Here is a 23,740-nt window from a genome sequence, read left to right on the forward strand (position 1 = left end):
CTTCCCGGTCACCCTACGGCCCGGCCTACGCTGATCCGGTGAACCGCGCCGTCGTCCCCGCCGATCTCGACGCCCTGGTCGCGGCGGTCGGCGCCGCGCTCGACGGCGCCGGCCCCCCGGTGGCGCCCGTCCCGCTGCTCTCCGGCCCCGGTCACGCCGACGTGCCGCCGGGCGCCGCGCTCGTCCTGCGCACGTCGGGCTCGACCGGCGAGCCGCGCGAGGTGGTGCTGTCCGCGGCGGCGCTGCGCGCCTCGGGCGCCGCGACGCACGAGCGCCTGGGCGGGCCCGGGCACTGGCTCCTCACGCTGCCCGCGACCCACGTCGCGGGCGTACAGGTGGTCGCCCGCGCGCACGCGGCCGGTCGAGGCCTCACGGTCGCGCCGGAGGGCGAGCCGTTCACCCCGGCCGGCTTCGCCGCGCTCGTCGCCCGGGCGCCGCGCGCCGAGCGCCGGTACGTCTCGCTCGTCCCCACGCAGCTCCACCGCCTCCTCGCCGCGGCGGACGCAGGGGCCGAGGGCGGCGCCGCCGGTCTGGACGCGCTCCGCGCCCTCGACGCGGTCCTGCTCGGCGGAGCCGCCGCGCCGCCCGCGCTGCTCCGCCGCGCGCGGGCGGCGGGCGCGCGCGTCGTGACCACGTACGGCATGACGGAGACGAGCGGGGGGTGCGTGTACGACGGCGTCCCGCTCGCAGGCGCGCGCGTGCGGCTCGCACACCTCACGCCCGCGGACGAGCCGGGCGGAACCACGGGCGTCGTCGAGCTCTCCGGACCGTTCCTCGCCGACGGCTACCTCGGCGACCCGGCCGCGACCGCGCACGCGTTCCGCACCGACGACGACGGCACGCGCTGGTTCCGCACCAGCGACCTCGGCCGGCTCGACGGGGCTCCGGACGGACCCTCGCTCACCGTGCTCGGCCGGGCGGACGACGTCGTCGTCTCGGGCGGCGTCAACGTCGCCCCGGCGGCGGTCGAGGCCCTGGTCGCCGAGGTCGACGGCGTGGGCGAGGCGTGCGTCGTCGGCGTGCCGCACCCGGAGTGGGGCCAGGAGGTCGTCGCGGTCGTCACGACGGCCGGGCCCGCGCCCGCCGCGCCCCGCTCGGCCCCCGAGCCCGGCGCCGAGGGCTCGGGCGCGGTCACGGACGCCCCGGACACGCTCGTCGCCACGGTCCGGGACCACGTCGCAGATAGGCTGGAGCGGGCGGCCGCACCACGCCGCGTGCTCGTCGTCGCGGACCTCCCGCGCCGCGGGCCCGGCAAGGTGGACCGCGCCGCGGTGGCGCGGCTCGCCGTCGGGCACCTCCAGGCCCGCCCCGGTTGAGCCGCCCGCGGTCCCACCACCCTGCACGACCCGCACGACCGAGACGGAGCACCATGGCCAGCACCACCGAGTGGGTCGCGGGCGCGCGCCCGCGCACCCTCCCCGCCGCCGCGACGCCCGTCATCGTCGGGTCCGGCGCCGCGGCCCAGGTGGACGGCTTCGCCTTCTGGCCCGCGCTGCTCGCCCTCGGCGTCGCGCTCGCGCTCCAGGTGGGAGTGAACTACGCGAACGACTACTCCGACGGCGTGCGCGGCACCGACCTCGACCGCGTCGGCCCCATGCGGCTCACCGCGACCGGCGCCGCACGACCGGGGCAGGTGCGCGCCGCGGCGTTCGGCGCGTTCGCCGTCGCCGCCGTGCTCGGGCTCGTGCTCTGCGCGGTGACCGGCCACTGGTGGCTGATCGCCGTGGGCGCGCTCGCGATCCTCGCGGGCTGGTACTACACGGGCGGCCGCAACCCGTACGGCTACCGGGGACTGGGCGAGGTCGGGGTCTTCGTCTTCTTCGGCCTGGTCGCCACGCTCGGCACCACCTACACGCAGGCGGGCGTGGTCACGTGGCCGTCGGCCGTCGGGGCGGTCGCGGTGGGCCTGCTCGCGTGCGCGATCCTCATGGTGAACAACATCCGCGACATCCCGACCGACGTCGTCGCGGGCAAGCGCACGCTCGCGGTCAGGCTCGGCGACTTCCGTGCCCGCCGGGCCTACGTCGCGATGATCTGGGTCCCGCTGCTGCTGGCGGTCGTGTGCGCGTTCGCGTCGCCCTGGGCGCTCGGCACCCTGGTCCTCCTGCTGCCGGCCGTGCTCCTCACGCTCCCGGTGATCGCGGGTGCGCGCGGCCCGCTCCTCGTGCCGGTGCTCGCCGGGACCGGGCTGTTCGAGCTCGCGTACGGCGTGCTGCTGGGGGTCGGGCTCGCGCTCTGAGCGCCGGCAGGCCGAGCCCCGGCGGGCTCAGCGGGAGGACGAGGCCCCGGGCTGCTCCGTCGGCGCCGGGTCCGAGCCCGACGACGCGACGTTCCCCTCGCGGTCGAGGACCGCGTCGAGGGCCGCGTCCTCGGCCGCCGCGTCGTCCTCGATCTCGCGCGAGAACCGCTCGCCCGTGCGGGCGCGGTGCTCGGCCCGCTCGGCGAGGTAGCGCGACGCCGCCTCGCGGGGCTTGCGCAGGGTCAGGTACGACAGCATGAGCGCGACGACCGCGGCGACGAGGACGAGCAGCCAGCCCCGGAGGCCGGCGAACCAGAGCACGCCCAGCGCGGCGGCGAAGAGCAGCAGACGCAGGACGGAGTAGACGACGACAGGCACGACTCCAGGGTACGGCCCGTAGGCTGGAGCCATGCTTCGCGTGCTGCTGCCCCTCATCGCCGTCGGCCTCGCGGTCTACGCGCTCGTCGACCTCGCCTCGAGCGACGAGGAGGAGCGCGGCGGCATCCCCAAGGGACTGTGGATCGTCCTCATCATCCTGCTGCCGTTCCTCGGCCCCATCGCCTGGATCCTCGTCAAGCGGTCCGCGGCGCGCTCGGGCTCGCGGTACGCGGGCGGGCGCCCGTCGGGCGGCTCGTCGAACGGCGGCACGCGCCGGCGCCGCAACGCCCCCGTCGCGCCCGACGACGACCCCGAGTTCCTCTGGCGGCTCGAGCAGCAGCAGCGTCGCCAGGCGCGGGACGAGGCACCCTCGGGCGCGACGGACGACGCTCCCCCGGCAGCCGGGGACACGACGGAGGACGACCGGACCGAGGACGACGGCGACGCGCGCCGTCCCGGGGCGAGCAACGGCTCCGACGACGGCGACGACGCGGCCCGCTGACCGAACCACCGCGCACAGGTCGAGCGCTGCGTCCGCGGTCGAGCGCTGCGCGTCTGGACGCAGCGCTCGCGCGGGGACGCAGCGCTCGGTGCGGCGCGGTGCCGGAGCGGGTCAGTCGCCCGGGTTGAGGCCCGAGTACGAGTGCTTGCCGTTGAACAGCAGGTTCACGCCCGTGAAGTTGAACAGCACGCACGCGTAGCCCACGATCACGAAGTACGCCGCCCGGCGGCCGGACCAGCCGCGGGTCGTGCGGGCGTGCAGGTACGCCGCGTACACGATCCAGACGACGAAGCTCCAGACCTCCTTGGGGTCCCAGCCCCAGTAGCGGCCCCACGCATGCTCGGCCCAGATCGCGCCACCGATGATGGTGAACGTCCACAGCACGAACGCGACCGCGTTGAGGCGGAAGCTCAGCGCCTCGAGCTGGAGCGGCCCGGGCGTCGAGTCGAGCCAGCGCCAGCCGCGCGCGCCGAGGAACGCGTTCCCGGAGTCGCGCGAGTCGCGCAGGAGCTGGAGCACCGACGTGACGAACGCGACGGTGAAGATGCCCGTCGCGATGATCGCGACGCCCACGTGGATGACGAGCCAGTAGGACTGGAGCGCGGGCTGCACGCCGGTCGCGGCGACGAAGAACGCGTTCTGCGCGAGCACGAGGAAGAGCACCGCGAGGCCGGTCACGAACGACCCGAGGAAGCGCACGTCGCGCTTGAGGGAGACGACGAGGAACACCGCGAGCGCCACGAACGCGCCGACGAGCGTGAACTCGTACATGTTGGCCCACGGCGTGCGGCCTGCAGCGATCCCGCGCGTGACGATCGCGACGAGCAGCAGCGCCGTCCCGAGCCACGTGAGCGAGATCCCGATGTTCGCCGCCTTGCGGGACGGCTCGGGCGCGGCGACGGGTGCGGGGTCGACGGCGTCCGGCGCGTCCGGGCCGTACGGCGAGGCGGGCGCGCCCGCGCCCGCGAGCACCTCGGCGCCGGGTGCCTTCGCGTCGGCCCGCGCGCCGGCACGCTCGTCGTCCGCCCGGCCCGCGAGCCGCGCGAGGTCGATCGCAAACGCGACGAGCGCGACGGTCAGGGCAGTCGCAGCGGCCCAGACGAGGTCCTGGCTCAGCTCGGCTACGGTCATCGGTCAGCCTTTCGTGCGCGGTCGCGCGGTCGGGTCCTGTGCGGGACGCGCGGTGGAGCGGGTGCGGTCGGCCGGTGCGCGTCCCGGCGACGAGGTGAGGTCACCCTCACCCGATGGTGCCACGCCGGGGAGCGCGGCGAGAAGCGAGTCCACCTCGCCCTGGAGGCCGGCGTCGTCCCCGCGAGCCAGGCCCGCGACGGCGACGACGGTGCGCTCGCGCGGGGCGTCGTCGCCCGTCCCGGGCACCGCCTCCCGCCACGCGCGCACCCACACGCGGCGGCGCGGGGTGAAGAGCGAGACGGCGAGCCCCGTGAGCGCGCCGAGCGAGAACACGAGCACCCACGTGAGCGACGGGTCGTGGCGCAGGTCGAGCGCGACGTAGCGCGGCAGCGAGTCGAACGTGATCGTGCCGAGGCCGTCAGGCAGGTCCACGGTCTCGCCGGGGGCGACGAGCAGCTTCACGCGCTCGCCGTCCTCGTCGACCGACGGCGTGAGGTCGTCGGTGTCGAGGCGGTAGACGTTCTGCGGCAGCCCCTCGTCGAGGCCGAGGTCGCCGCGGTACACCTCGAGCACGAGCAGCGGGTTGATGGGCTGCGGGTACACCGACTCCGCGGTCTCGCCGTCCTCGCTGAGCTGGGCCGTCGGGAGGAAGTACCCGACGAGGCCGATCTGGTCGAGGCCGGCCGACACGTCGGGCACCTTGATGACGCCGCGCGACGTGTACATCGTGTCCTCGGGCAGGAACGGCACGCGGCCGGAGAACGCGACCTCGCCGTCGGCGTCGTGCACCGTGACCTCGGGCGCGAACCCGTTGCCCTGGAGGTAGATCTTGGCGCCGCCCGCCGTGAGCGGGTGGTTGACCTTGATGGTCTCCTCGTGGGTCGCGCCGTCGGGGTCGCGCACGGTGACCGTCGCGGTGAAGTCGCGCGACTGCGCGAACGCGACGGAGTCCTGGGCGAACTCGGACTCGAACGCGTCGAGCGTCATCGAGAACGGCACGAGCGACGACGGGCGGAACCACGCGCCGTTCTCGAACGTGTCGTAGTCGACGACCGCGTTCGCGAACCCGCGGCCCTCGGTGACGATCGCCTGGCCGCGGTAGTGCAGGAGCTGGCCCGTCGCGACGGCGACCAGGAGGCCGACGAGAGACAGGTGGAACAGCAGGTTGCCGGTCTCGCGCACGTAGCCCCGCTCGGCGGACACCGTGCGCGCCGCGGGCCGCGCGGCGGCGCGGCCCCGTGCCGGGGCGGCCTCCTCGGTGCCCGTGTCGACGCGGAACGTCGGCAGCCAGCGCAGACGGCCGCGCAGGTGCGTGCTCGCGGCCGCGACGACGTCGTCCGGCGACGCGTCCGTGACGGCGTGCGCCTGGGCGGGAAAGCGGTCGAAGCGCCGCGGCGTGCGCGGGGGCCGCGTGCGCAGCGCCTGCCAGTGCGCCGTGGTCCGCGGCAGGATGCACCCGACGAGCGAGACGAACAGCAGGATGTAGATGGCGGAGAACCACACCGAGGCGTAGACGTCGAAGAAGCCGAGCCGGTCGAGCCACTCCCCCGTCGTCGGGTTCTCCTGGAGGTAGCGCAGCACGGCCGCCGGGTCCTGAGGGCGCTGCGGCAGGACGGAGCCGGGCACCGCCGCTACCGCGAGCAGCATGAGCAGCATGAGCGCGACGCGCATGCTCGTGAGCTGGCGCCACGTCCAGCGCAGCGTGCCGCGCCAGCCGAGCCTCGGGAGCGACGGGCCACCGTCGCCTCCTGCGCCGCCCCCGCTCTCCGAGGGCGTCCCGGCGCCCAGGCCGTCGCCCGCGGAGAACGCGTCGTCGATGCCCTCGGGGCGGTAGCCCGTCGACGTCGGACGCTCTTCTGATCTCTCGGCCTGGCCGGTCCGCTCGGTCATCTCACACCACCGTCACGTAGCCGTCGATCCAGCCCTGCATGGTCGACGTCCACGTCGTCCACAGGCCCGTGACCAGCGCGAGGCCGATGAGCACGAGCAGCCCGCCGCCGATCCGCATGATGGCGAGGCGGTGCCGACGCAGGAAGCCGAGCATGCGCTGCGAGCTCTGGAGCCCGAGCGCGATGAGCAGGAACGGCACGCCGAGACCGAGGCAGTAGGCGACCCCGAGGATCGCGCCACGGCCCGCAGAGGCCTCGTTCAGCGACAGCGACTGCACGGCGACGAGCGTCGGACCGAGGCACGGCGTCCAGCCGAGCCCGAACACGATGCCGAGCAGCGGCGCACCCCAGAGCCCGGCCTGCGGGCTCAGGTGCAGGCGCCGCTCGCGCTGGAGGAACGGGACCGCCCCCATGAAGGCGAGCCCCATGAGGATGACGACCACGCCCAGGACGCGCGTGATGACGTCCTCCCAACGGACCAGGTGCACGCCGATCGCCCCGGCGGCCACCATCAGCGCGACGAACACGAGCGTGAAGCCGGCGACGAACAGCCCGACCCCGGCGAGCACGCGCCCGCGGCTCGGCGCCGCGACCCGGGTGGCCGTCGTCGTGCCCCCGGACGCGCCACGCCCGCTGCCGGCGTTCGCCGCGGCCATGCCCGAGACGTACCCGACGTAGCCGGGCACGAGCGGCAGCACGCACGGCGACGCGAAGGAGACGAGCCCCGCCAGGACCGCCACGGGGACCGCCAGCAGCATCGACCCGCTCCAGACCGTCGCGGCGAACGTGTCGCCGACGCTCGTCGCGGCGGCCGCGGGGAGCGCGGCGGCCGGGACGGTGGCGGCGAAGGGCGCGAGGGGGACCACGGTCAGCCGGCCGCCTCGTCCTCGGCGAGCACGTCGTCGACGAGCGCGTTCAGGGTCGAGCCCTCGGCGAGCCCGATGACGCGCGCCGCGACGCGGCCCTCGCGGTCGAGCACGACCGTCGACGGCACGGCCTGGAGCGGCACGGTGCCGGAGAGCGCCGCGACGACCTCCCCGCTGCGGTCGTCGATCGACGGGTAGGGCACCTCGAACCGGCGCTGGAACGCCTGCGCGGCACCCGCCTCGTCGGTCGTGTTGATGCCGAGCACCTGCACGCCGTCGTCGGCGCGGTCGTTCGCGAGCGCCACGAGGTCGGGGGCCTCGGCGCGGCACGGCGCGCACGCCGCGTACCAGGTGTTGAGGACGACGACGTCTCCCAGCCAGGCGCTGGTGTCGACCTGCTCGCCCTCGTAGTCCGTGCCGGTGAGCGCGACGACGTCGCCCCGCTCGCCGGCGTCCCAGGTGCGGACCGAGCCGTCGCCGGAGACGTAGCCCTGCCCGACGACGTCCGTCGTCGCGCCGGAGTCCTGGGCGCACGCCGCGAGGCCGAGCGTCGCGGCGACCACGACGCCCGCGGTCAGCACGCGGCGGACGGGCGGGAGGGCGCGCGGGTCACGCGCGCGCGAGCTGGCGGTCACGGCGTCATCACGGGAGGCACCCTGCCCGGGGTTCCTGGACGCCACCTGAGAGACGTGACCTCCGCCACGCCCGAACGGGACGGTTCGGGCGTCCGGACGGCGACGACGGCGCGAGACATGACCGACGTCACGCCCCCGCGACGGTCGCGGCGCCCGGGAGGAGGTCGGCGACCGGCTCGGAGTAGTGCACGCCGACGAGGCGGTCGTCCTCGAAGTGCAGCGACGTGAGCGACGCGAGCGAGCACTGCCGCTTGCGCGGGTCGTGCCACAGGCGGCGGTTCTCGAAGCTCAGGCGCGTGAGCCACACGGGGAGCTGGTGGCTCACGAGGAGGGCCTCGTGGCCCGCGGCCTTGTCCCGGGCGTCCGCGACCGCGGCTCGCATGCGCGCGACCTGCTCGGTGTACGGCTCACCCCAGGACGGCCGGAACGGGTTCCACAGGAAGCGCCAGTGCTGCGGGTGGCGCAGCGACCCGTCCCCGACGCCGAAGGTCATGCCCTCGAAGTGGTTCGCGGCCTCGATGAGCCGCTCGTCGGTGCCGAGCTCGAGGCCGAACGCCTCGGCGGCAGGCGTGGCCGTCTCCTGGGCACGCTGGAGCGGCGACGCGACGACGACGGCAAGGTCCGCACGAGGGCGCGACGCGCCGTCGGGACCGGGCTCGCCCGCGAGGTGCGCAGCGACGCGGCGGGCCATCTCGTGGCCTCGCTCGGAGAGGTGGTAGCCGGGGATGCGGCCGTAGAGGACGCCGTCGGGGTTGTGGACCTCGCCGTGGCGCAGGAGGTGGACGATGGTGGAGACCATGCGTACCAGTGTCCCGCACTCCGGGGCCCGGACCCGCACCGGCGAACCAGTCGCCCCGAGACGCTCCCGGGACGCGCCTCGGACGACCCCGAGGCGACCGCGGCGTCAGGAGTCGCGGTCCGCCTTGCACGCCTCGGCGACGGCCGCCATCGCCTCGCCGAGCGCACGGAACTGCTCCGGCGTGAGCACGTCGACCATGAACCGACGCACGGCGGCCACGTGCGCCGGGGCGGATGCCACGAGCACACGGTAGCCCTCGGGCGTCATCGCGCAGTTGACCCCACGTCGGTCGCCGGTGCTCGCCGAGCGCTGGACCAGCCCGCGCGCCTCCATGCGCGCCACGGTGTGGGTGACGCGGCTGCGGGAGCGCGCGAGCCCGTCGGCGAGCGCGGACATGCGCAGCGTGTGGTCGGGGCTCTCCGAGAGGCGCACGAGGAGCTCGTACTCGTTGAGCGAGACCTCCGACCGCTCCTCGTGGTCGCGCCCCAGCGACTCGATGAAGCGCACGGTCCCGTCGAGGTAGGCGCGCCACAGGCGCTGCTGCTCGGCGTCGAGCCAGCGAGGCTGCTCGCTCGCGGTCGCGGCGGTGCTTCCGGTCGTCGTCGGCTGGGCGTCGACGTCGTTGCTGGTCATAGGTCCTCGGGCGCTCGCGGACGGGGTCGGTTCGGGGGCGGAACCTCGCGGAACATTCTTCCACCCCACCGGGAATAGACGGATCACCCCCTGCTGTTGATACGCTCGTACGAAGTTGAACCTTCAACCAAGTCCGGTCCCCCGGGACCCACGACCCCCTCAGGAGCACCCATGGCCACGCCGCTGCCCGCCGGACTCAACGCCGGTACCTACGCCCTCGACTCGTCCCACTCGCAGGCGGCCTTCACGGTCCGCCACGCCGGCATCTCCAAGGTGCGCGGCACGCTCGCCATCACGGCCGGCACCATCACCGTGGGCGACGACCTCGAGTCGACCTCCGTGACCGCCGAGCTCGACGCGGCGTCCGTGAGCACGGGCGACGCGAACCGCGACAACCACCTGCGCAGCGCGGACTTCTGGGACGCCGAGAACAAGCCGACGTGGAGCTTCGCGTCGACCAGCATCTCCGGCGACGGCGACGACTACGTCGTGGCGGGCGACCTGACCATCAACGGCGTGACCAAGCCGGTCGAGCTCGAGACCGAGTTCGCGGGCACCGCGACCGACCCGTTCGGCAACGCGCGCGCCGGGTTCGAGGCGACGACCGAGATCTCCCGCAAGGAGTTCGGCCTGACCTGGAACGCCGCGCTCGAGACCGGCGGCGTGCTCGTCGGCGACAAGATCAAGATCGCGCTCGACGTCTCGGCCATCAAGCAGGGCTGACGACCGACTCCCGGGACCCTTCCCGGGACCTTCCCCGGAACACTGCACCCACCGGCAGGGGTGCCGCCCGAGGGGCCGCGTGCACCAGCACGCGGCCCCTCGTCGTTCAGCGGTCCTGGGCCGCCGCGAGCGCGCGGGCCTGGGAGTGGAACGCGAGGATCTGGAGCTCGCTGCCGACGTCCACACCGCGCACGTCGACGTCCGCGGGCACCTGGAGCGCGCGCGGCGCGAAGTTGAGGATCTCCCGCACGCCGGCCGCGACGACGCGGTCCGCCACGGACTGCGCGTGCGCCGCGGGCGTCGCGAGGACCACGATCGACACCTTCTCGCGCGCCACGACCTCCTCGAGCACGTCGACGTGCTCGACGACGAGACCCGCCGCCCGCGTCCCGACGACGTCCGGTGACGCGTCGAGGAGAGCCGCGACGTGGAAGCCGCGCTGCTCGTAGCCCGAGTAGTTCGCGAGCGCGTGCCCCAGGTTGCCGATCCCGACGATCGCGATGCGGTGCTCGTCCACGAGCCCCAGCGCCTCGGTGATGTACTGCGCGAGCGAGTCGACGTCGTAGCCGACGCCGCGCGTGCCGAACGAGCCCAGGAACGACAGGTCCTTGCGGAGCTGCGCCGGACCGACCCCGGAGAGCTCCGCGAGCTCGACCGACGACGTCGTCGCCACTCCCCGCGCCACGAGGTCCCGCAGCGCCCGTAGGTAGGACGGGAGCCGCGCCACCGTCGCGCTCGGGATACCCGGCGCCGTCACCTCACCGACTACCTGCTCAGCCACCCGTCACCCCGTCGTCCTGGGACCGTCCTCGTCGACGGTCGCGCTCCACCGGGAGGAATCATCCCAGGTCCGCGCGCGCCGTCGAAATCCGACCCACCGCGCGAGCGAGCCGACGCGCGTCGACCCGCCAGAACCCCTGCTGGACGCCGCCGACCGTCACGACCGGGACGTACTCGCCGTACTGCTCGCGCAGCGCCGGGTCCGCGCCCGGCGCGTCCACGTCCACCTCGGCCCACGCGACCCCCGCCTCGGCGCACACCGCCTCGACGACCGCGCGCGCGTCGTCGCACAGGTGACACCCCGCGCGGCCGTAGAGGAGGACGGGAGGAGCCGGGGTGTCGGAGGTGCTCACGCCTCCCAGGGTACGAGGGGCCGCCCCCGGACCGGTCCGACGAACGCCTAGAGTGGGGCTATGGCGACGTCTTCCGGTCCGGGCCCCGTCCCGACCCCCGGGTCGACGGACCCCGAGGACGCACCCGCCGCGCGGCGCACCTCGCCCGCCCCCGCGCACCGCACCGCCGCGTTCTTCGACGTCGACAACACGATCATCCGTGGCGCGTCGTCGTTCCACCTCGCCCGCGCCCTGTACCAGCGCGAGTTCTTCTCGACGCTCGACATCGTGCGCTTCGCCGTGCACCAGGCGCGCTACCTCATGTTCGGCGAGAACAAGCAGCAGATCGACCGCATCCGGTCGCGCGCGCTCGCGCTCATCGCGGGGCGCTCCGTCGCCGAGGTCACGGCCATCGGCGAGGAGGTCTACGACACGGTCCTCTCGCTGCGCATCTATCCCGGCACCCGCCGCCTGCTCGACGAGCACCTCGCCGCGGGGCACCAGGTGTGGCTCGTCTCCGCGACCCCGGTCGAGATCGGCGAGCTCATCGCCCGTCGCCTCGGCACGACCGGCGCGCTCGGCACCGTCGCGGAGCACGAGGACGGCTTCTACACGGGGCGCCTCGTCGGCGACATGATGCACGGCCGCGCCAAGGCCGCCGGGGTGCGCGCGCTCGCCGAGCGCGAGGACATCGACCTCGCGGCGTCCTACGCCTACGGCGACTCGCTCAACGACGTCACGATGATGGAGACGGTCGGGCACCCCTGCCCCATCAACCCCGACGCGCGGCTGCGCCGGCACGCGCAGGACGTCGGCTGGCCCATCCGCGAGTTCCGCGGCCGGCGTCGTCGCGTCGCCCGCAGCAGCGTCCGCACCGCGAGCTGGGCGGGCGCCGCCTGGGCCGCGGCCCTCGTCCTGCGCTCGGTCCGCCGCGCCGTCGACCGCCGCATCGCCCGCCTCTGACCACCCCGCTCCCCCGAGCCAGCGCCCTCACCCCAACAAGGGAGAACCCTGGTCACGCGAGGTAGAGGCCTGGTAGTCCGAGGTAGAGCCCTGGTCAGCCGAGGTAGAGGCCTGGCCCGGCGAGGTAGAGGCCTGGTCCGGCGAGGTAGAGGCCTGGTTCTTGTGACCGACGGCGTGGGACTGGGTGGGGTGGACGGGGTCTCACCCGGGTCGTCGCGCGCCTCGGGCCACTGCTCGCGGGCTACCTCCCCCGTACCGCCAGGGTCTGGGGAGGCGCGACCGACCCCGGGAGGCGACCCACCGTCGTCGGGCACGACGGGGGCTCCACGTCAGCCAACCACGGCTCTACCTCGGCCAACCACGGCTCTACCTCGGCCAACCACGGCTCTACCTCGGCCAACCACGGCTCTACCCCGCGCTCCCAGGGGTCGACCTCGGTGACCGCCGGAGACACGTCGAGCCCGGTCCCCTCGGGAGGGGCCGGGCTCGACGGCGGGTCGGCGCGTCAGGACGCGCGCGACGTCACTTCTTGTTACGACGCTGGTGACGCGTCTTGCGAAGCAGCTTGCGGTGCTTCTTCTTGGCCATGCGCTTGCGGCGCTTCTTGATGACGGAGCCCATACGGTCCTCGCAATGCTCGAGCGGCGTGTCGGTCGGCGACCGGTCGACCGGCCGCGTGTGGTCCACGGTTGATCGGGGCGCCCGGCGACCACGAGGGCGCCGCGAGCCGACCAACACGAGAGAAATCCGCCCCCTAGACTACCCGCTCGCGCTCGCGCCCCGGTACGCCGCAGCCCGTGGGTGCCCGCAGCGCTCCCGGGAGGGGCCGCCCGCCACCGACCTCAGTCGAAGTGCGGGTCCAGGCCGAGGAGCGGGAAGACGGCGCGACGCGTGGCCGCGACGGCGCGGTCGACGTCGTCGTCCGGGTCGTAGCCGCTGCTCCAGCGCCGCACGTCGACCGGCGGGCCGAACGCGAGCGGCGCGTCGAACCCCGCGACCTCGGCGACGCGCGCGCGCCACTCCTCCGGCAGCGGCTCGCCTGCCGTCACGGGCCGGTGCACGACCTCCCCCACGACGGCCGACCACACGAGCGGGACGACGCGCGCGATCGCGTACCCGCCGCCGCCGAGCGCGAGCCACCGGCCGTCGGCGAGCTCGTGCGCGAGGTCGTGCACCCACCCGAGGGCGGTGCGCTGCGCGTCGACTGACACGTCGAGGTCGGACAACGGGTCCTCGCCGTGCGCGTCGCACCCGTGCTGGGTGACGAGCGCCTCGGGGCGGAACGCGCGCAGCACGGGCGGCACGACGGCGTCGACCGCGCGCAGCCAGCGGGCACCGTCGGTGCGGCGCGGGAGCGCGACGTTGACCGCCGTCCCCTCGGCACCGGGTCCGCCGACGTCGGTCGGGTGACCCGTCCCGGGGAAGAGCGTCGCGCCGCTCTGGTGGACGGAGACCGTGAGGACGCGCGGGTCGTCCCAGAACGCCTCCTCCACCCCGTCGCCGTGGTGCGCGTCGAGGTCCACGTAGGCGACGCGCGCGACGCCGTCGTCCAGCAGGCGGCGGATCGCGACGGCCGCGTCGTTGTAGACGCAGAAGCCCGACGCCGCGCCCGCCTTGGCGTGGTGCATGCCCCCCGCGACGTTCACTCCGTGCGCGACGCGGCCGGCGGCGATCTGGCCCGCCGCCTCGTACGAGCCCGCGACGATCCGGGCGGCCGCCTCGTGCATCCCGGGGAAGACCGGGTCGTCCTCGGTGCCGAGCCCTCGGGCCGGGTCGGGCGTCCCGTGCTCGGACGCCGCGCGCACGGCCGCGACGTACTCGGGGTCGTGCACGAGCTCCAGCACGTCGTCGCTCGCGGGCTCGGGTCGCAGCACCGCGGGCGCCGCGTCGCCGTCGAGCAGACCGAGCGCGCGCACCAGACCCATCGTCAGGTCGAGCCGCGCGGGGGCCATGGGGTGGCCGTGGCCGAAGTCGTAGCCGAGGAGCTCGGGGCTCCACACGACGCAGGATCCGGGCGCCGCGGCGCCCGCACCGGTCGGGGCGGGCGACGACGTGGGGTCGGTCGTGGGCATGGCTCACGGTAGCGCCCGACGGCGCGCGCCCGCCCCGACGGACCGGTCACCGGACCCCGGTGCGGCGCGGGGGCACCGGAAGCGGCATGATGTCCCGGCGCCGGAGCGGCGACATGACGGGCCACCGGGCCCGTGGCAGAGTGACGCGAGTGGTGAGGGAGGCTCCATGCCGACGAGCATGACCGGGCGCCTGTTCAAGGGGCGGGAGATCGTCGACCGCCTCGCCCGGCAGTCGCCCGCACGCCTCGCGGTCACGGTCTTCGCCGCCGTCATCGCCGTCTTCACCGCCCTGCTCATGGCGCCCTGGGCGACCGCGAGCGGACGGGCGGCACCCTTCGTCGACGCGCTGTTCACCGCGACGTCCGCGGTGTGCGTGACGGGCCTCGTCGTCGTCCCGACCGGGACGTACTGGTCGACGTACGGGCAGGTCGTCATCCTGCTCGGCATCAAGATCGGCGGCCTGGGCGTGATGACGCTCGCGTCGATCCTCGGCATGGCCGTGTCGCGGCGCATCGGCCTCACGCAGAAGCTCCTCACGGCGTCCGAGACCAAGACGACCCGGCTCGGCGAGGTCGGCTCGCTCGTGCGGGTCGTCATCATCACCTCGACGTCGCTCGAGCTGCTCATCGCGCTGCTCCTCCTCCCCCGCTTCATCGTCCTCGAGGAGACGTTCGGGGAGGCCGCCTGGCACGGGATCTTCTACGGCATCTCGGCGTTCAACAACGCCGGCTTCATCCCCACCGAGCAGGGGCTCGCGCCCTACGTGGGCGACTGGATGCTGTGCCTGCCGATCATCCTCGGCGTGTTCATCGGCTCCCTCGGCTTCCCCGTGATCCTCAACGTCATGCGCAACCGCAAGCGGGTCGCGAAGTGGAGCCTGCACACCAAGCTCACGCTCACCACGAGCGCCGCCCTCGTCGTCGTCGGCACGGTCCTCTTCGCGGCCGTCGAGTGGACGAACCAGCGCACGCTCGGACCGCTCGCGTTCGGGGAGAAGCTCCTCGCCTCGCTCTTCGCGGGCGTCATGCCACGCTCGGGCGGCTTCTCCACCGTCGACACCGGCGGCATGCACGAGGCGAGCTGGCTCATCACCGACGCCCTCATGTTCGTCGGCGGCGGCTCCGCGTCGACCGCGGGCGGCATCAAGGTCACGACGCTCGCCGTCATGCTCATCGCGATCGTGTCCGAGGCGCGCGGCGACCGGGACATGGACGCCTTCGGGCGCCGCATCCCGCGGGACACGCTGCGGCTCGCCGTCGCCGTGTCCTTCGTCGGCGCGACCGCGGTCCTGCTGTCGAGCCTGCTCCTGCTGGAGATCACGGGCGAGACGCTCGACGTCATCCTCTTCGAGACGATCTCCGCGTTCGCGACGGTCGGCCTCAGCACCGGCATCACGCCCGACCTCCCCGACGCGGGCAAGTACGTGCTCGTCGCGCTCATGTTCGTCGGCCGCACGGGCACCATGACGTTCGCCGCCGCTCTCGCGCTGCGCGACCGTCGCCGCATCGTGCGCTACCCCGAGGAGCGCCCCATCATCGGGTGAGCGACCCGCCCCGGCGACGCGCGCGACGTCGGGCACCAGCACCGACTCTCCGGACCGACGAAAGGCCCTACCGTGACCGACCCCTTCACCCGCGCCGCCGACGGGAAGGAAGCCCTGCCCGTGGACCCGGTGGCGCAGCGCATCGTCGAGCGTGGCCGCGCCGAGCGCTCCCGCCGCGACGAGGCGAAGGCGCCGCGCAAGGACGCCGGCGTGCTCGTCATCGGCCTCGGACGCTTCGGTACGGCCATCGCCGCCACGCTCGACCGCCTCGGCCAGGACGTGCTGGCCGTCGAGCGCGACCCCGAGCTCGTCGCCCAGTGGAGCGGACAGCTCCCCCTCGTCGAGGCCGACGCGTCGAACCCCGTCGCCCTCGAGCAGCTCGGCGCGCGCGACTTCCCCGTCGCGGTCGTCGGCGTGGGCACCTCGCTCGAGGCGAGCGTGCTCATCACCGGCAACCTCGTGGACATGGGCACGCCGCAGATCTGGGCCAAGGCCATCTCCGCCGAGCACGGGCGCATCCTTCAGCGCATCGGCGCGCACCACGTCGTCTTTCCCGAGGCCGACGCCGGCTCGCGCGTCGCGCACCTGGTCTCCGGCAAGCTGCTCGACTACATCGAGGTCGAGGACGGGTTCACGATCGTGAAGATGCGCCCGCCCAAGGAGGTCCAGGGCTTCACGCTCGCGCAGTCGAAGGTCCGCGAGCGCTACGGCGTCACCGTCATCGGCGTGAAGTCCCCCGGGGAGGACTTCCTCTACGCGACCCCCGAGACCCGGATCAGCGCCAACGACCTCCTCATCGTCTCGGGCCACGCCGACCTCCTGGAGCGCTTCGCCGCTCGCCCCTGACGGGATCGACCGGACGGTCAGGTCGGCGGGCGGTGCAGGAGGAACAGCCCGCGGTGGAGGGGGCGGTCGAGGCGCTGGTCGTCGGTCGCCACGTACTCGTCGAGGACGGCGAGGATGCGTCGGTCGAGCTCGGCGACGTCGTCGTCGGAGAGGTGCAGCCGGAACGCGGCGGACGTCGTGACGGCGTCGGGACCGGCCGCGAGGGCGTCGTCGAGCGCGGCGGCGACAGGGCCGAACCGGACGTCGGGCGCGGTGCCGCGCAGGGGGTCGTCGAGCCACCAGGTCGCGCCGGTCGCGCGGTAGGGGCGTTCGAGCGCTCCCCCCGCACCGGTCCGCACCTCCGCGGGCTCGAGCAGGCCCGCACGGACGAGGAGCCGGACGTGGTGGAGCGCCGTGCCGGGCGCGACGCCGAGGTGGTCGGCGAGCTCCTTGTTGGTCATCTCGCGCGTGCCGCACTGCCGGACGATGCGCTGGCGCAGGGGGTGGGCGAGCGCCTGGGCCTCGAGCGCCGTGGGAGGTCGCCGTCCGGGCACCCCGGGCGTCGTCGTACCCGGGCCGGGTGCGGGGTGCTGGGGCGTGGGCTCGGCGCTCATGACGCCCATCGTACGTCGACCGATCGAGATCGGACGATCGATTGGGATTTCTCGATCACTGTGCCATGCTGGGCGCCATGGCCTCCGCACCCCGCCGACGACGCCCGGCCGGCACACCCCTGGGAGCGCCGTTCCGACGCCTCTGGACGGCGTCCACGGTGTCCAACCTCGCGGACGGCGTGCTCAAGGTCGCGCTGCCGCTCGTCGCGGTCCGGTACACCGACTCCCCCGCGCTCGTCGCCGGGCTGACGTTCGCCCTCACCCTGCCCTGGCTCCTCCTCGCACTGCCCGCCGGCGCGCTCGCCGACCGCCTCGACCGCCGCCACGCGATGATCGGCGCCAACGTGGCGCGGTCGCTGCTCGTGGTCGCGCTCGCCGCCGTCGCGCTCGTGCCCGACGCCGGGAGCATCGCCGCGCTCTACGTCGTCGCGTTCGGCGTGGGCGTCACGGAGACGCTCTACGACACCGCGGCGCAGTCGATCCTGCCGCAGGTCGTCCCGCGCACCGCGCTCCCCCGGGCGAACGGGCGGCTGTACGCGGCGGAGCTCACCGCCAACCAGTTCGTCGGGCCCCCGCTCGGCGGACTGCTCGTCGCCGCGGGCGCGGCCGTGGCGTTCGGGCTCCCGGGCGCTCTCTGGGCGCTCGCCGTGGGGCTCCTCGTCGGCCTCCCCGGCTCGTACCGCCCCGAGCGCACGACCCGCACGACGCTGCGTGCCGACATCGCGGAGGGCCTGCGTTTCCTGTGGCACGACCGGATCCTGCGCACGCTCGCCCTCATGGTCGGCGGCATCAACTTCGCGAGCAACGCCGCGTTCGCGATCTTCGTGCTCTACGCCGTCGGGCCCGACTCTCCCCTGGGGCTGTCCGAGCCCGCGTACGGCGTGCTGCTCACGACGACCGCGGTCGGCGCGTTCGCCGGCTCGTTCGTCGCGGAGCGTGTCGTCGTGCTCGTCGGCCGGGCGCGCTCCCTCGCGCTGACCGTGCTCAGCACGGTCGCGCTGGTGGGAGTCCCCGCGGTGACGACGAACGCGTGGGTGATCGGCGCCGTCTACGCCGTGGGCGGCGCCGGGATCGCCGTGTGGAACGTCGTCACCGTCTCGCTCCGGCAGCGGATCACGCCCGACGCGCTGCTCGGCCGCCTCAACTCCTGCTACCGGCTCGTCGCGTGGGGGACGATGCCGCTCGGCGCGGCGGTCGGCGGCCTGCTCGGCGAGGTGTTCGGGCTGCGGAGCGTGTTCGTCGTCATGGCGGCGGTGTCCGCGACGACGCTCCTGGGCATGCTCGTCGTGGACGACCGCGCGATGGACGCGGCGGAGCGGGCCGCCGACGAGCGCGCCGGCGTCGAGGAGCCGGAGGTCGGGCCCACTGCGGACCCCGTCACCGAGGACTGAGCCGCGCCGCCACCGCCTCGTCGCCAGAGCCCTCGGCCCCGGCCGCGGTCAGGCGGCGGGACGGTGCCCGCGCGCCCGACGGCGCAGCGCGGCACCCGCGGCGACGGCGACCCCCGCGAGCACGGCGGCCCCGACGAGACCGGTGCCGGTCGTGGCGAGGCCGTCCGGGCGCGGCGAGGCCGACGTCCCGCCGCCGGTCGTCCCGCCCGTTCCGGTGGACGGCGTCCCACCGGGCTCCTGGGGCTCGCCCGGTGCGGCGAGGACGACGAACGGCTCGGACAGCACGTCGGCGCCGGAGCCCTGGGTGACGAGGCGGATGTGGTGCTCGCCCGGGGCCGTCCCGACCGGGATCGTCGTCACGAGCTCGAACGCGCCGTCGGCGTCGGTCGTGACCGTGCCGAGCAGCACGGGCTCGCTCTCGAGCCAGACCTCGTAGGTGGTGTGCGGCGCGAGGCCGGTGCCGCGGACCACGAGCTCGCCGCCGACGACGAACGGACCCTCGCCCACGACGACCACGCGCGGGCCCGCGGGCACCTCGCGCTCGGTGATCTCGACGCTCACGCGGACGCCGTCGGCCGGGTCCGCGGACGTGACGGCGAGGGTGGCGGCCGAGGCCGCTCCGGCGGGGCCGAGGAGGGAGCCGGCGATCACGAGGGCGGCGAGCAGCCTGCGGGTGGTCGTCACGCGATGAACCTCTTCGTCCGGCCCGGGGGTGGGCGCCGCTGGGTCCCCCCGAACCCGGCTGGACGATCGTCCAGCCGCGATCATCTTGCCATCTTGGACGCCTGAACTGAACAGCCGTCCAAGTTGTTCACCCGCCAGACCTCCGGCAGGACCCCGGGCAGCACGAGGCTCGGCCCCCGCCGCTCCGGGGAGCGACGAGGGCCGAGCCGGACCCGGGCGGTGCCGGCACACCGCCCGGGGGTCTGTGGTCCGCCCTGGCGAGGTAGAGGCGTGGTCACGACCACGCCTCTACCTCGCGGTACCGGGGCTCTCCCTCGGCGAGGCGGGGCGGCGGGTCAGCCGCAGTCGAGCGCGTCGAACGACGCGTCGACCGTGGCGGTCACCTCCTCGCCGCCGACAGCGGTGGCCGTGACGGTCGCGGTGCCGGCCGGGACGGACGACGCGCGCGTCGCGAACGACTGGTACGCGTTCGTGCCCGGCGCCACGTCCGCGAACGCCTTCTGCCCGAACGGCGTGGAGAGCGTCACCGAGACCGGGACGTCCTCGCCGTTCGTCGCGCGCACGGCGACGTACGCCTTGCCCGCGAGGCAGCGCGGCGAGGCCTCGACCGCGAGGTCGAGCTCCGGCTCGTCGCCCAGCGCGGGCAGCACGACCTGCTGGCGCACCTCCTCGTTGCCCGCCGCGTCGGTCGCGGCGAACTCGATGACCTGCGGCTCGTCGGTGAGCGCGCGCGTGAACGGCTCGGTGTAGGTGCCCCAGAACGTGCCGGGGCCCTCCCACTGCACCTTGTCCACGCCCGAGCCCGCGTCCGTCGCCGCGAGCGTGATCTCGACGCTGCTGCCGACCTCGCGCAGGGTGGCGACGGTCACCGGTGCCACGGTGTCGACGCGCAGCTCGCGCGATCCCGTGCCGACGTTGCCCGCGGCGTCCGTCGCGCGCGCCTCGACGGTGCGCGCGCCGTCCTCGTCGACCACGAACGGGCCGTCGTAGGGGGCCCACGCGCCGCCGTCGACCGAGACCTCGACCGCCGGGGCGGGGTCGCGGTTGTCGGACGCCATGACCGTGACGGTCGGGCGCTGCACGTACCAGCCCGACGTCGCCGGACCGGGCTGCGCGGTCACGGTCACCGTGGGCGGCGTCGTGTCCTCGCCGGTGTCGGGCGCGACGACGAACACCACGGCCTCGGCGGGGACGTCCGTCCCCTCGACGTCGCCGTCGACGAAGAACAGCCCGTCGGGCTCGGCGTAGTCGGCCGGGTCGACGGCGTCCCAGGTCACGGGGACGCGGCTGTCCTTCGACGCGTCCTCGTACTCGGCCGTGACGGTCGCCGGGAGCACCGGGGCGGTGCCCGCGAGCGTCACGACGCTCACGTTGTCGACCGCCGTGATCGCACCCGGCTCGCCGTCGCGCACGTGCACCGTGCCGCTCACCGGCTCGACGAGCTCGTCCGACGTCCCCTTGACCTCGAACGCCCCCGCGGCGGCGACGTCCTCGGCCGTGACGTCCTCCCAGTCGACCGCGACCGTCTCGACGCGACCGTCGGTGAAGATCGCGTCGATCTCGGCCGGGAGGTCGGGCAGGACGCCGACGTCCGTGGGGATGTGGACGGGCGAGTGGTCGATCGGCCCGTTCGGGTCGACCGGCTCGGGCTCCTCGACCCCGCCCGTGCCCCAGACCTCCCACTCGGAGACCCCGACGGCCGAGTACGTCGTCGCCGTGGTGCCCCGCAGCGCGTCGAACGTCGCCCGGAGGCGCGTCGTCGTCACCGCGTCGAACGTCGTCTCGTTGGTCTCGAGACGCTGCGTCGGGTAGCCGCTCGGGCTCGGGACGTCGACGAACGCGCCGGCGTCGGCGTCCCAGTACTGGAGCTTCCAGGAGGCCGGGACGCGCACGTTGTCGCCGTTCGCGTCGGTGCCGTCCGACCAGAACCGGACGACGGACCGGTCCACCGTGACCGGCGCAGGCCACGAGTACTCGAGCCACTGCGTCGCGGGGCGGTCCCCGCTCCACGTCGCCCACGTCGCGTCGTGCGCTCCCCCGGTGCTCACGCCCGCGCCGTCGTTCACGGCCTCGACCTTGTTCCACGACGCGGTGTAGCTCGCCTCGGGCGTGCCGATCAGCGCGACGTTCGACGGCGTCTCGTCGGCTGCGGCCAGTGCCGCGCCGCCGGGGCCGGAGGTCGCGGCCCACGCCCCGACCCCCGCGCCCGTGAGGGCCAGGGCGAGCGCGGTCGCGGTGGCGACCATGCGCCGTCGGGCACGCGGTGCCGCCGGCTGGTCCCCGAGCGGGATGAGCACGGTCGAGCCCGCGACCCGTGATGAGCTGGTGCGCGCGCTCATGCCAGCCTCGCCTTCCCTGCCGTGACCAGGACCTTCTGACCGTCGCGGCGGCTCAGGAGGCCGTCCGCGGTGAACTGCTCGACCGTGCGCTGGACCTTCTGGAGGAACGCGGCGCGGTCGGCGAAGCCGCCGTCGCCCCACACGACGTCGAGGAACGTCGTCCCGTTCGGCCGCGCGGCGTTGGTGACGCCGCTGTCGAGCCCGGCGAAGACCACGCGCGGCTCGGAGCGCTCGACGTACATGTGGTACTGCGTGTCGTCCCCCGACCACGCTGGCTCGAACGTGAGGTCCCCGAGGCGGAAGTATCCGTTCCCGAGGTCGGTGAAGGCGCCATCGAGCGTGCCGTCGAGGCCCATGTGGGCGTAGAGCGACAGCTGGAGGTACTCGCGCGACGCGCTGCGCGCGAGCAGGACGGTCGGACCGTTCTCGATGCTCTGGATCGCGGGGTTGTCGATCGTCGGCACGGCGCGGATGCTCAGCGGCATCGTCACCTCGACGACGTCGCCGGGCGACCACGAGCGCGACACGCTCACGTACGTCCCGGGTACGGCGTCGAGCTCTTGCTCCACCCCGTCGACCGTCACCGTGAAGCCCTTGCGCACCCAGCCGGGTACGCGCAGGCGCAGGTCGAGCTGCCCGGAGCCGTTCACCGTGAGGCGGGTCGCGCCGACCTTCGGGTACTGCGTCTCCTGGACGACCTCGAAGCCCTTCTCCTCCCACGTCAGGGTGGAGGCGAGGTAGAGGTTGACGTAGAGCACCTCGCCGTCGACGGACCGGAAGTAGACCGAGTCGCGGTACTTCACGTGATTCTCGAGGCCCGTACCGCCGCAGCACGTGCCGGTGTTGCCGTACTCGCGGCGCGTGCCCGGGTTGACCCCGTACATGTACGTCACGTCGGGGCTCGTCGTCGACTGCGTGTTCTTCTTCGAGCCGACGATGTGGTTGAGCAGCCCGCGCTCGTAGTACTCCATGTACTTCGGGTCCAGCGAGTGGAAGTACAGCAGGCGCGAGAGCTTGAGCATGTTGTACGTGCCGCACGTCTCGGCGTTGCGCGCGCCGATGTCGCCCGCGACGGTGCTCGGCGGGCCGAACAGCTCGCCCTCGCCGTGCCCGCCGTGCGCGTAGGTGCGCCCGGGCACGACCATGCCCCAGAAGCCCTCGACGGCCTGGCGGTACCGCTCCTCGCCCGTGAGGTCGTAGACCTTGAGGTACCCGGGGAACTGCGGGATGTGCTGGTTCGCGTGCTTGCCGTTGAGCGTGTCCGTGCCCGCGGCGCTCGCGTCGACGAGCGTGTTGAGGTCGAACAGCTTGGCCGTGGCGACGTACGTGTCGTCGCCCGTGATCGACGCGATGTCGGCGAGCACCTCGTTCATGCCGCCGTACTCGCCCGCGATGTAGATCCCCCACATCCGGTCGAGCTGCGCCTGGGGCAGCACCGACAGTCGGCTGTGCACCCACGCCGCCATGGACGACGCGAGCTCCAACGCCTGGTCGTTCCCCGCGAGGCGGTACGCCTCGAGCAGACCGGCCATGATCTTGTGGCACGTGTAGTACGGCGCCCAGATCTCGCCGTACGGCGCGTACTTCTCGAGCTGGCTGAACTGCCACTCGCCGTAGGCGGCGAGGAACCCGGGGTGGCTGAACCGACCCATGGCCGCGAGCGCCGTCTGGACCTCGCCGAGGCCCTCGACGATCTGGTCCACCTTGTCGCGGAACACCGTCTCGCCCGTGCTCGCGTACGCGAGCGACACCATGGACAGGAAGTGCCCGCCGTAGTGCCCGCGCAGGAGGTTGGCGGTCTGGGTGTTGGCGCGGCCGGGGTAGTCGTCCGGGCCCCACGGCTGCTCGTTGGCGTGGCCGAAGCCCTCCCAGCCGCCAGGCGCGGACGCGCCCTTCGTGTCGAGCCCCGCGTTGCGTCGGAACACCGCGAGGACGCGGTCCACGGGGTACTCGCGCGCGAGGTGCAGGATCTGGTCCTGCGAGCGCGTCGCCACGCTCGGGGCGAGCGTCACGTCGGACATCGGGAACGGCTCGGCGGCCCAGCCGTCGAGCGTGACCGACCGGTCGAGGGACCGCAGGAAGGCCCGGCTGACGGGCGGTCCGCTCGGGACCGTCGACGCCGGGACGGGAGGCGCGGCGAGGGCGCTGCCGCCGCCCGCGAGCGCGACGGCGCCGGTCGCCCCGGCGGCCAGCGCCCCGAGCCGCAGGACGGCCCGTCGCGAATAGCTGGTGTCGTGCACGTGCATGAGCTGTCGCTCCTTCTCACTCGTCGTCGAGTGGTGGAAGCGTCGTCGGCGGCAAGGAGGGAAGCCCCGCGTCCGACGCTCGTGCTGGTTCCGTCCGGCCGCCACGTGGCCGAGGGAGAGCTCTGGTCCACCGAGGTAGAGGTGTGGTCGTGACCA

The 23,740-nt window shown here is 74.2% G+C and carries 23 protein-coding genes; 8 read left to right on the top strand and 15 right to left on the bottom strand.

Going from position 1 to position 23,740, the window contains the following annotated elements:
• The first annotated feature begins 38 nt into the window (after positions 1-38).
• Together AC6CH9_RS00180 and AC6CH9_RS00185 are read left to right on the top strand one after the other, a co-directional pair.
• Entirely contained in the window at positions 39-1,316 is a 1,278-nt protein-coding gene (locus tag AC6CH9_RS00180; RefSeq protein ID WP_498153092.1) for an AMP-binding protein, read from the top strand.
• 53 nt (positions 1,317-1,369) lie between these two features.
• On the top strand, positions 1,370-2,239 hold the full coding sequence (locus AC6CH9_RS00185) for a 1,4-dihydroxy-2-naphthoate polyprenyltransferase (RefSeq protein ID WP_498153093.1): 870 nt from the start codon (positions 1,370-1,372) through the stop codon (positions 2,237-2,239).
• 27 nt (positions 2,240-2,266) lie between these two features.
• Here AC6CH9_RS00185 and AC6CH9_RS00190 read toward each other — a convergent pair whose 3' ends face one another.
• The gene (locus AC6CH9_RS00190) at positions 2,267-2,617 is read right to left on the bottom strand and encodes a DUF4229 domain-containing protein (RefSeq protein WP_498153094.1); all 351 of its coding nucleotides are present in this window, start codon (positions 2,615-2,617) and stop codon (positions 2,267-2,269) included.
• 31 nt (positions 2,618-2,648) lie between these two features.
• Between AC6CH9_RS00190 and AC6CH9_RS00195 the strand changes: the two genes are divergently transcribed.
• A complete protein-coding gene (locus tag AC6CH9_RS00195) occupies positions 2,649-3,119 on the top strand; it encodes a PLD nuclease N-terminal domain-containing protein (protein WP_498153095.1) in 471 nt (156 codons plus the stop codon).
• A 111-nt stretch (positions 3,120-3,230) separates the two neighbouring features.
• On the opposite strand, the gene ccsB is transcribed toward AC6CH9_RS00195, so the two are convergent.
• The 6 genes from ccsB to AC6CH9_RS00225 all read right to left on the bottom strand — a co-directional run bounded on the left by ccsB (position 3,231) and on the right by AC6CH9_RS00225 (position 9,072).
• A complete protein-coding gene (ccsB, locus tag AC6CH9_RS00200) occupies positions 3,231-4,250 on the bottom strand; it encodes a c-type cytochrome biogenesis protein CcsB (RefSeq protein WP_498153096.1) in 1,020 nt (339 codons plus the stop codon).
• Positions 4,251-4,253: 3 nt separating this feature from the next.
• Positions 4,254-6,140 carry a cytochrome c biogenesis protein ResB gene (gene resB, locus AC6CH9_RS00205; RefSeq protein ID WP_498153097.1) on the bottom strand — a complete coding sequence of 629 codons (1,887 nt, stop codon included), beginning with the start codon at positions 6,138-6,140 and terminating at the stop codon, positions 4,254-4,256.
• A 1-nt stretch (position 6,141) separates the two neighbouring features.
• A complete protein-coding gene (locus AC6CH9_RS00210) occupies positions 6,142-6,897 on the bottom strand; it encodes a cytochrome c biogenesis CcdA family protein (protein ID WP_141389617.1) in 756 nt (251 codons plus the stop codon).
• A gap of 110 nt (positions 6,898-7,007) precedes the next feature.
• Positions 7,008-7,640 carry a TlpA family protein disulfide reductase gene (locus AC6CH9_RS00215; protein WP_237841854.1) on the bottom strand — a complete coding sequence of 211 codons (633 nt, stop codon included), beginning with the start codon at positions 7,638-7,640 and terminating at the stop codon, positions 7,008-7,010.
• A 127-nt stretch (positions 7,641-7,767) separates the two neighbouring features.
• The gene (locus tag AC6CH9_RS00220; RefSeq protein ID WP_498153098.1) at positions 7,768-8,439 is read right to left on the bottom strand and encodes a histidine phosphatase family protein; all 672 of its coding nucleotides are present in this window, start codon (positions 8,437-8,439) and stop codon (positions 7,768-7,770) included.
• Positions 8,440-8,544: 105 nt separating this feature from the next.
• Positions 8,545-9,072 carry a MarR family winged helix-turn-helix transcriptional regulator gene (locus tag AC6CH9_RS00225; protein ID WP_498153099.1) on the bottom strand — a complete coding sequence of 176 codons (528 nt, stop codon included), beginning with the start codon at positions 9,070-9,072 and terminating at the stop codon, positions 8,545-8,547.
• Positions 9,073-9,243: 171 nt separating this feature from the next.
• On the opposite strand from AC6CH9_RS00225, the gene AC6CH9_RS00230 reads away from it, so the two are divergent.
• Complete coding sequence (locus tag AC6CH9_RS00230; RefSeq protein WP_498153100.1) at positions 9,244-9,795, top strand: YceI family protein; 552 nt, start codon at positions 9,244-9,246, stop codon at positions 9,793-9,795.
• Positions 9,796-9,901: 106 nt separating this feature from the next.
• Here AC6CH9_RS00230 and AC6CH9_RS00235 read toward each other — a convergent pair whose 3' ends face one another.
• Together AC6CH9_RS00235 and AC6CH9_RS00240 are read right to left on the bottom strand one after the other, a co-directional pair.
• Positions 9,902-10,576 carry a redox-sensing transcriptional repressor Rex gene (locus tag AC6CH9_RS00235; protein WP_498153101.1) on the bottom strand — a complete coding sequence of 225 codons (675 nt, stop codon included), beginning with the start codon at positions 10,574-10,576 and terminating at the stop codon, positions 9,902-9,904.
• Between the two features lie 58 nt (positions 10,577-10,634).
• A complete protein-coding gene (locus AC6CH9_RS00240) occupies positions 10,635-10,928 on the bottom strand; it encodes a glutaredoxin family protein (protein WP_498153102.1) in 294 nt (97 codons plus the stop codon).
• 60 nt (positions 10,929-10,988) lie between these two features.
• On the opposite strand from AC6CH9_RS00240, the gene AC6CH9_RS00245 reads away from it, so the two are divergent.
• Positions 10,989-11,870, top strand: a complete 882-nt coding sequence (locus AC6CH9_RS00245; RefSeq protein WP_498153103.1) for an HAD family hydrolase — start codon at positions 10,989-10,991, stop codon at positions 11,868-11,870.
• Between the two features lie 522 nt (positions 11,871-12,392).
• Here the strand turns inward: AC6CH9_RS00245 and AC6CH9_RS00250 are convergent.
• Together AC6CH9_RS00250 and AC6CH9_RS00255 are read right to left on the bottom strand one after the other, a co-directional pair.
• A complete protein-coding gene (locus AC6CH9_RS00250; RefSeq protein WP_003792170.1) occupies positions 12,393-12,491 on the bottom strand; it encodes a 30S ribosomal protein bS22 in 99 nt (32 codons plus the stop codon).
• Positions 12,492-12,712: 221 nt separating this feature from the next.
• Positions 12,713-13,942: an acetoin utilization protein AcuC gene (locus tag AC6CH9_RS00255; protein WP_498153104.1), complete on the bottom strand. Its 1,230-nt coding sequence runs from the start codon at positions 13,940-13,942 to the stop codon at positions 12,713-12,715.
• Positions 13,943-14,108: 166 nt separating this feature from the next.
• Here AC6CH9_RS00255 and AC6CH9_RS00260 point away from each other — a divergent pair, with 166 nt between their 5' ends.
• Both AC6CH9_RS00260 and AC6CH9_RS00265 read left to right on the top strand, forming a co-directional pair.
• On the top strand, positions 14,109-15,485 hold the full coding sequence (locus AC6CH9_RS00260) for a TrkH family potassium uptake protein (RefSeq protein WP_498153105.1): 1,377 nt from the start codon (positions 14,109-14,111) through the stop codon (positions 15,483-15,485).
• Between the two features lie 141 nt (positions 15,486-15,626).
• The gene (locus tag AC6CH9_RS00265; protein WP_253055131.1) at positions 15,627-16,331 is read left to right on the top strand and encodes a potassium channel family protein; all 705 of its coding nucleotides are present in this window, start codon (positions 15,627-15,629) and stop codon (positions 16,329-16,331) included.
• A gap of 17 nt (positions 16,332-16,348) precedes the next feature.
• On the opposite strand, the gene AC6CH9_RS00270 is transcribed toward AC6CH9_RS00265, so the two are convergent.
• Entirely contained in the window at positions 16,349-16,924 is a 576-nt protein-coding gene (locus AC6CH9_RS00270) for an ArsR/SmtB family transcription factor (RefSeq protein ID WP_498153106.1), read from the bottom strand.
• Positions 16,925-17,001: 77 nt separating this feature from the next.
• On the opposite strand from AC6CH9_RS00270, the gene AC6CH9_RS00275 reads away from it, so the two are divergent.
• The gene (locus tag AC6CH9_RS00275; protein ID WP_498153107.1) at positions 17,002-18,315 is read left to right on the top strand and encodes an MFS transporter; all 1,314 of its coding nucleotides are present in this window, start codon (positions 17,002-17,004) and stop codon (positions 18,313-18,315) included.
• A gap of 48 nt (positions 18,316-18,363) precedes the next feature.
• On the opposite strand, the gene AC6CH9_RS00280 is transcribed toward AC6CH9_RS00275, so the two are convergent.
• The 3 genes from AC6CH9_RS00280 to AC6CH9_RS00290 form a co-directional block, all read right to left on the bottom strand.
• A complete protein-coding gene (locus AC6CH9_RS00280; protein ID WP_498153108.1) occupies positions 18,364-18,999 on the bottom strand; it encodes a hypothetical protein in 636 nt (211 codons plus the stop codon).
• Positions 19,000-19,334: 335 nt separating this feature from the next.
• The gene (locus tag AC6CH9_RS00285) at positions 19,335-21,338 is read right to left on the bottom strand and encodes an Ig-like domain-containing protein (protein WP_498153109.1); all 2,004 of its coding nucleotides are present in this window, start codon (positions 21,336-21,338) and stop codon (positions 19,335-19,337) included.
• On the bottom strand, positions 21,335-23,584 hold the full coding sequence (locus AC6CH9_RS00290; protein WP_498153110.1) for a glycoside hydrolase family 127 protein: 2,250 nt from the start codon (positions 23,582-23,584) through the stop codon (positions 21,335-21,337). Before AC6CH9_RS00290 ends, AC6CH9_RS00285 begins: the two co-directional genes overlap by 4 nt.
• Positions 23,585-23,740: the final 156 nt, after the last annotated feature.

The sequence above is a fragment of the Cellulosimicrobium sp. GQ32 genome (genome assembly GCF_059758455.1).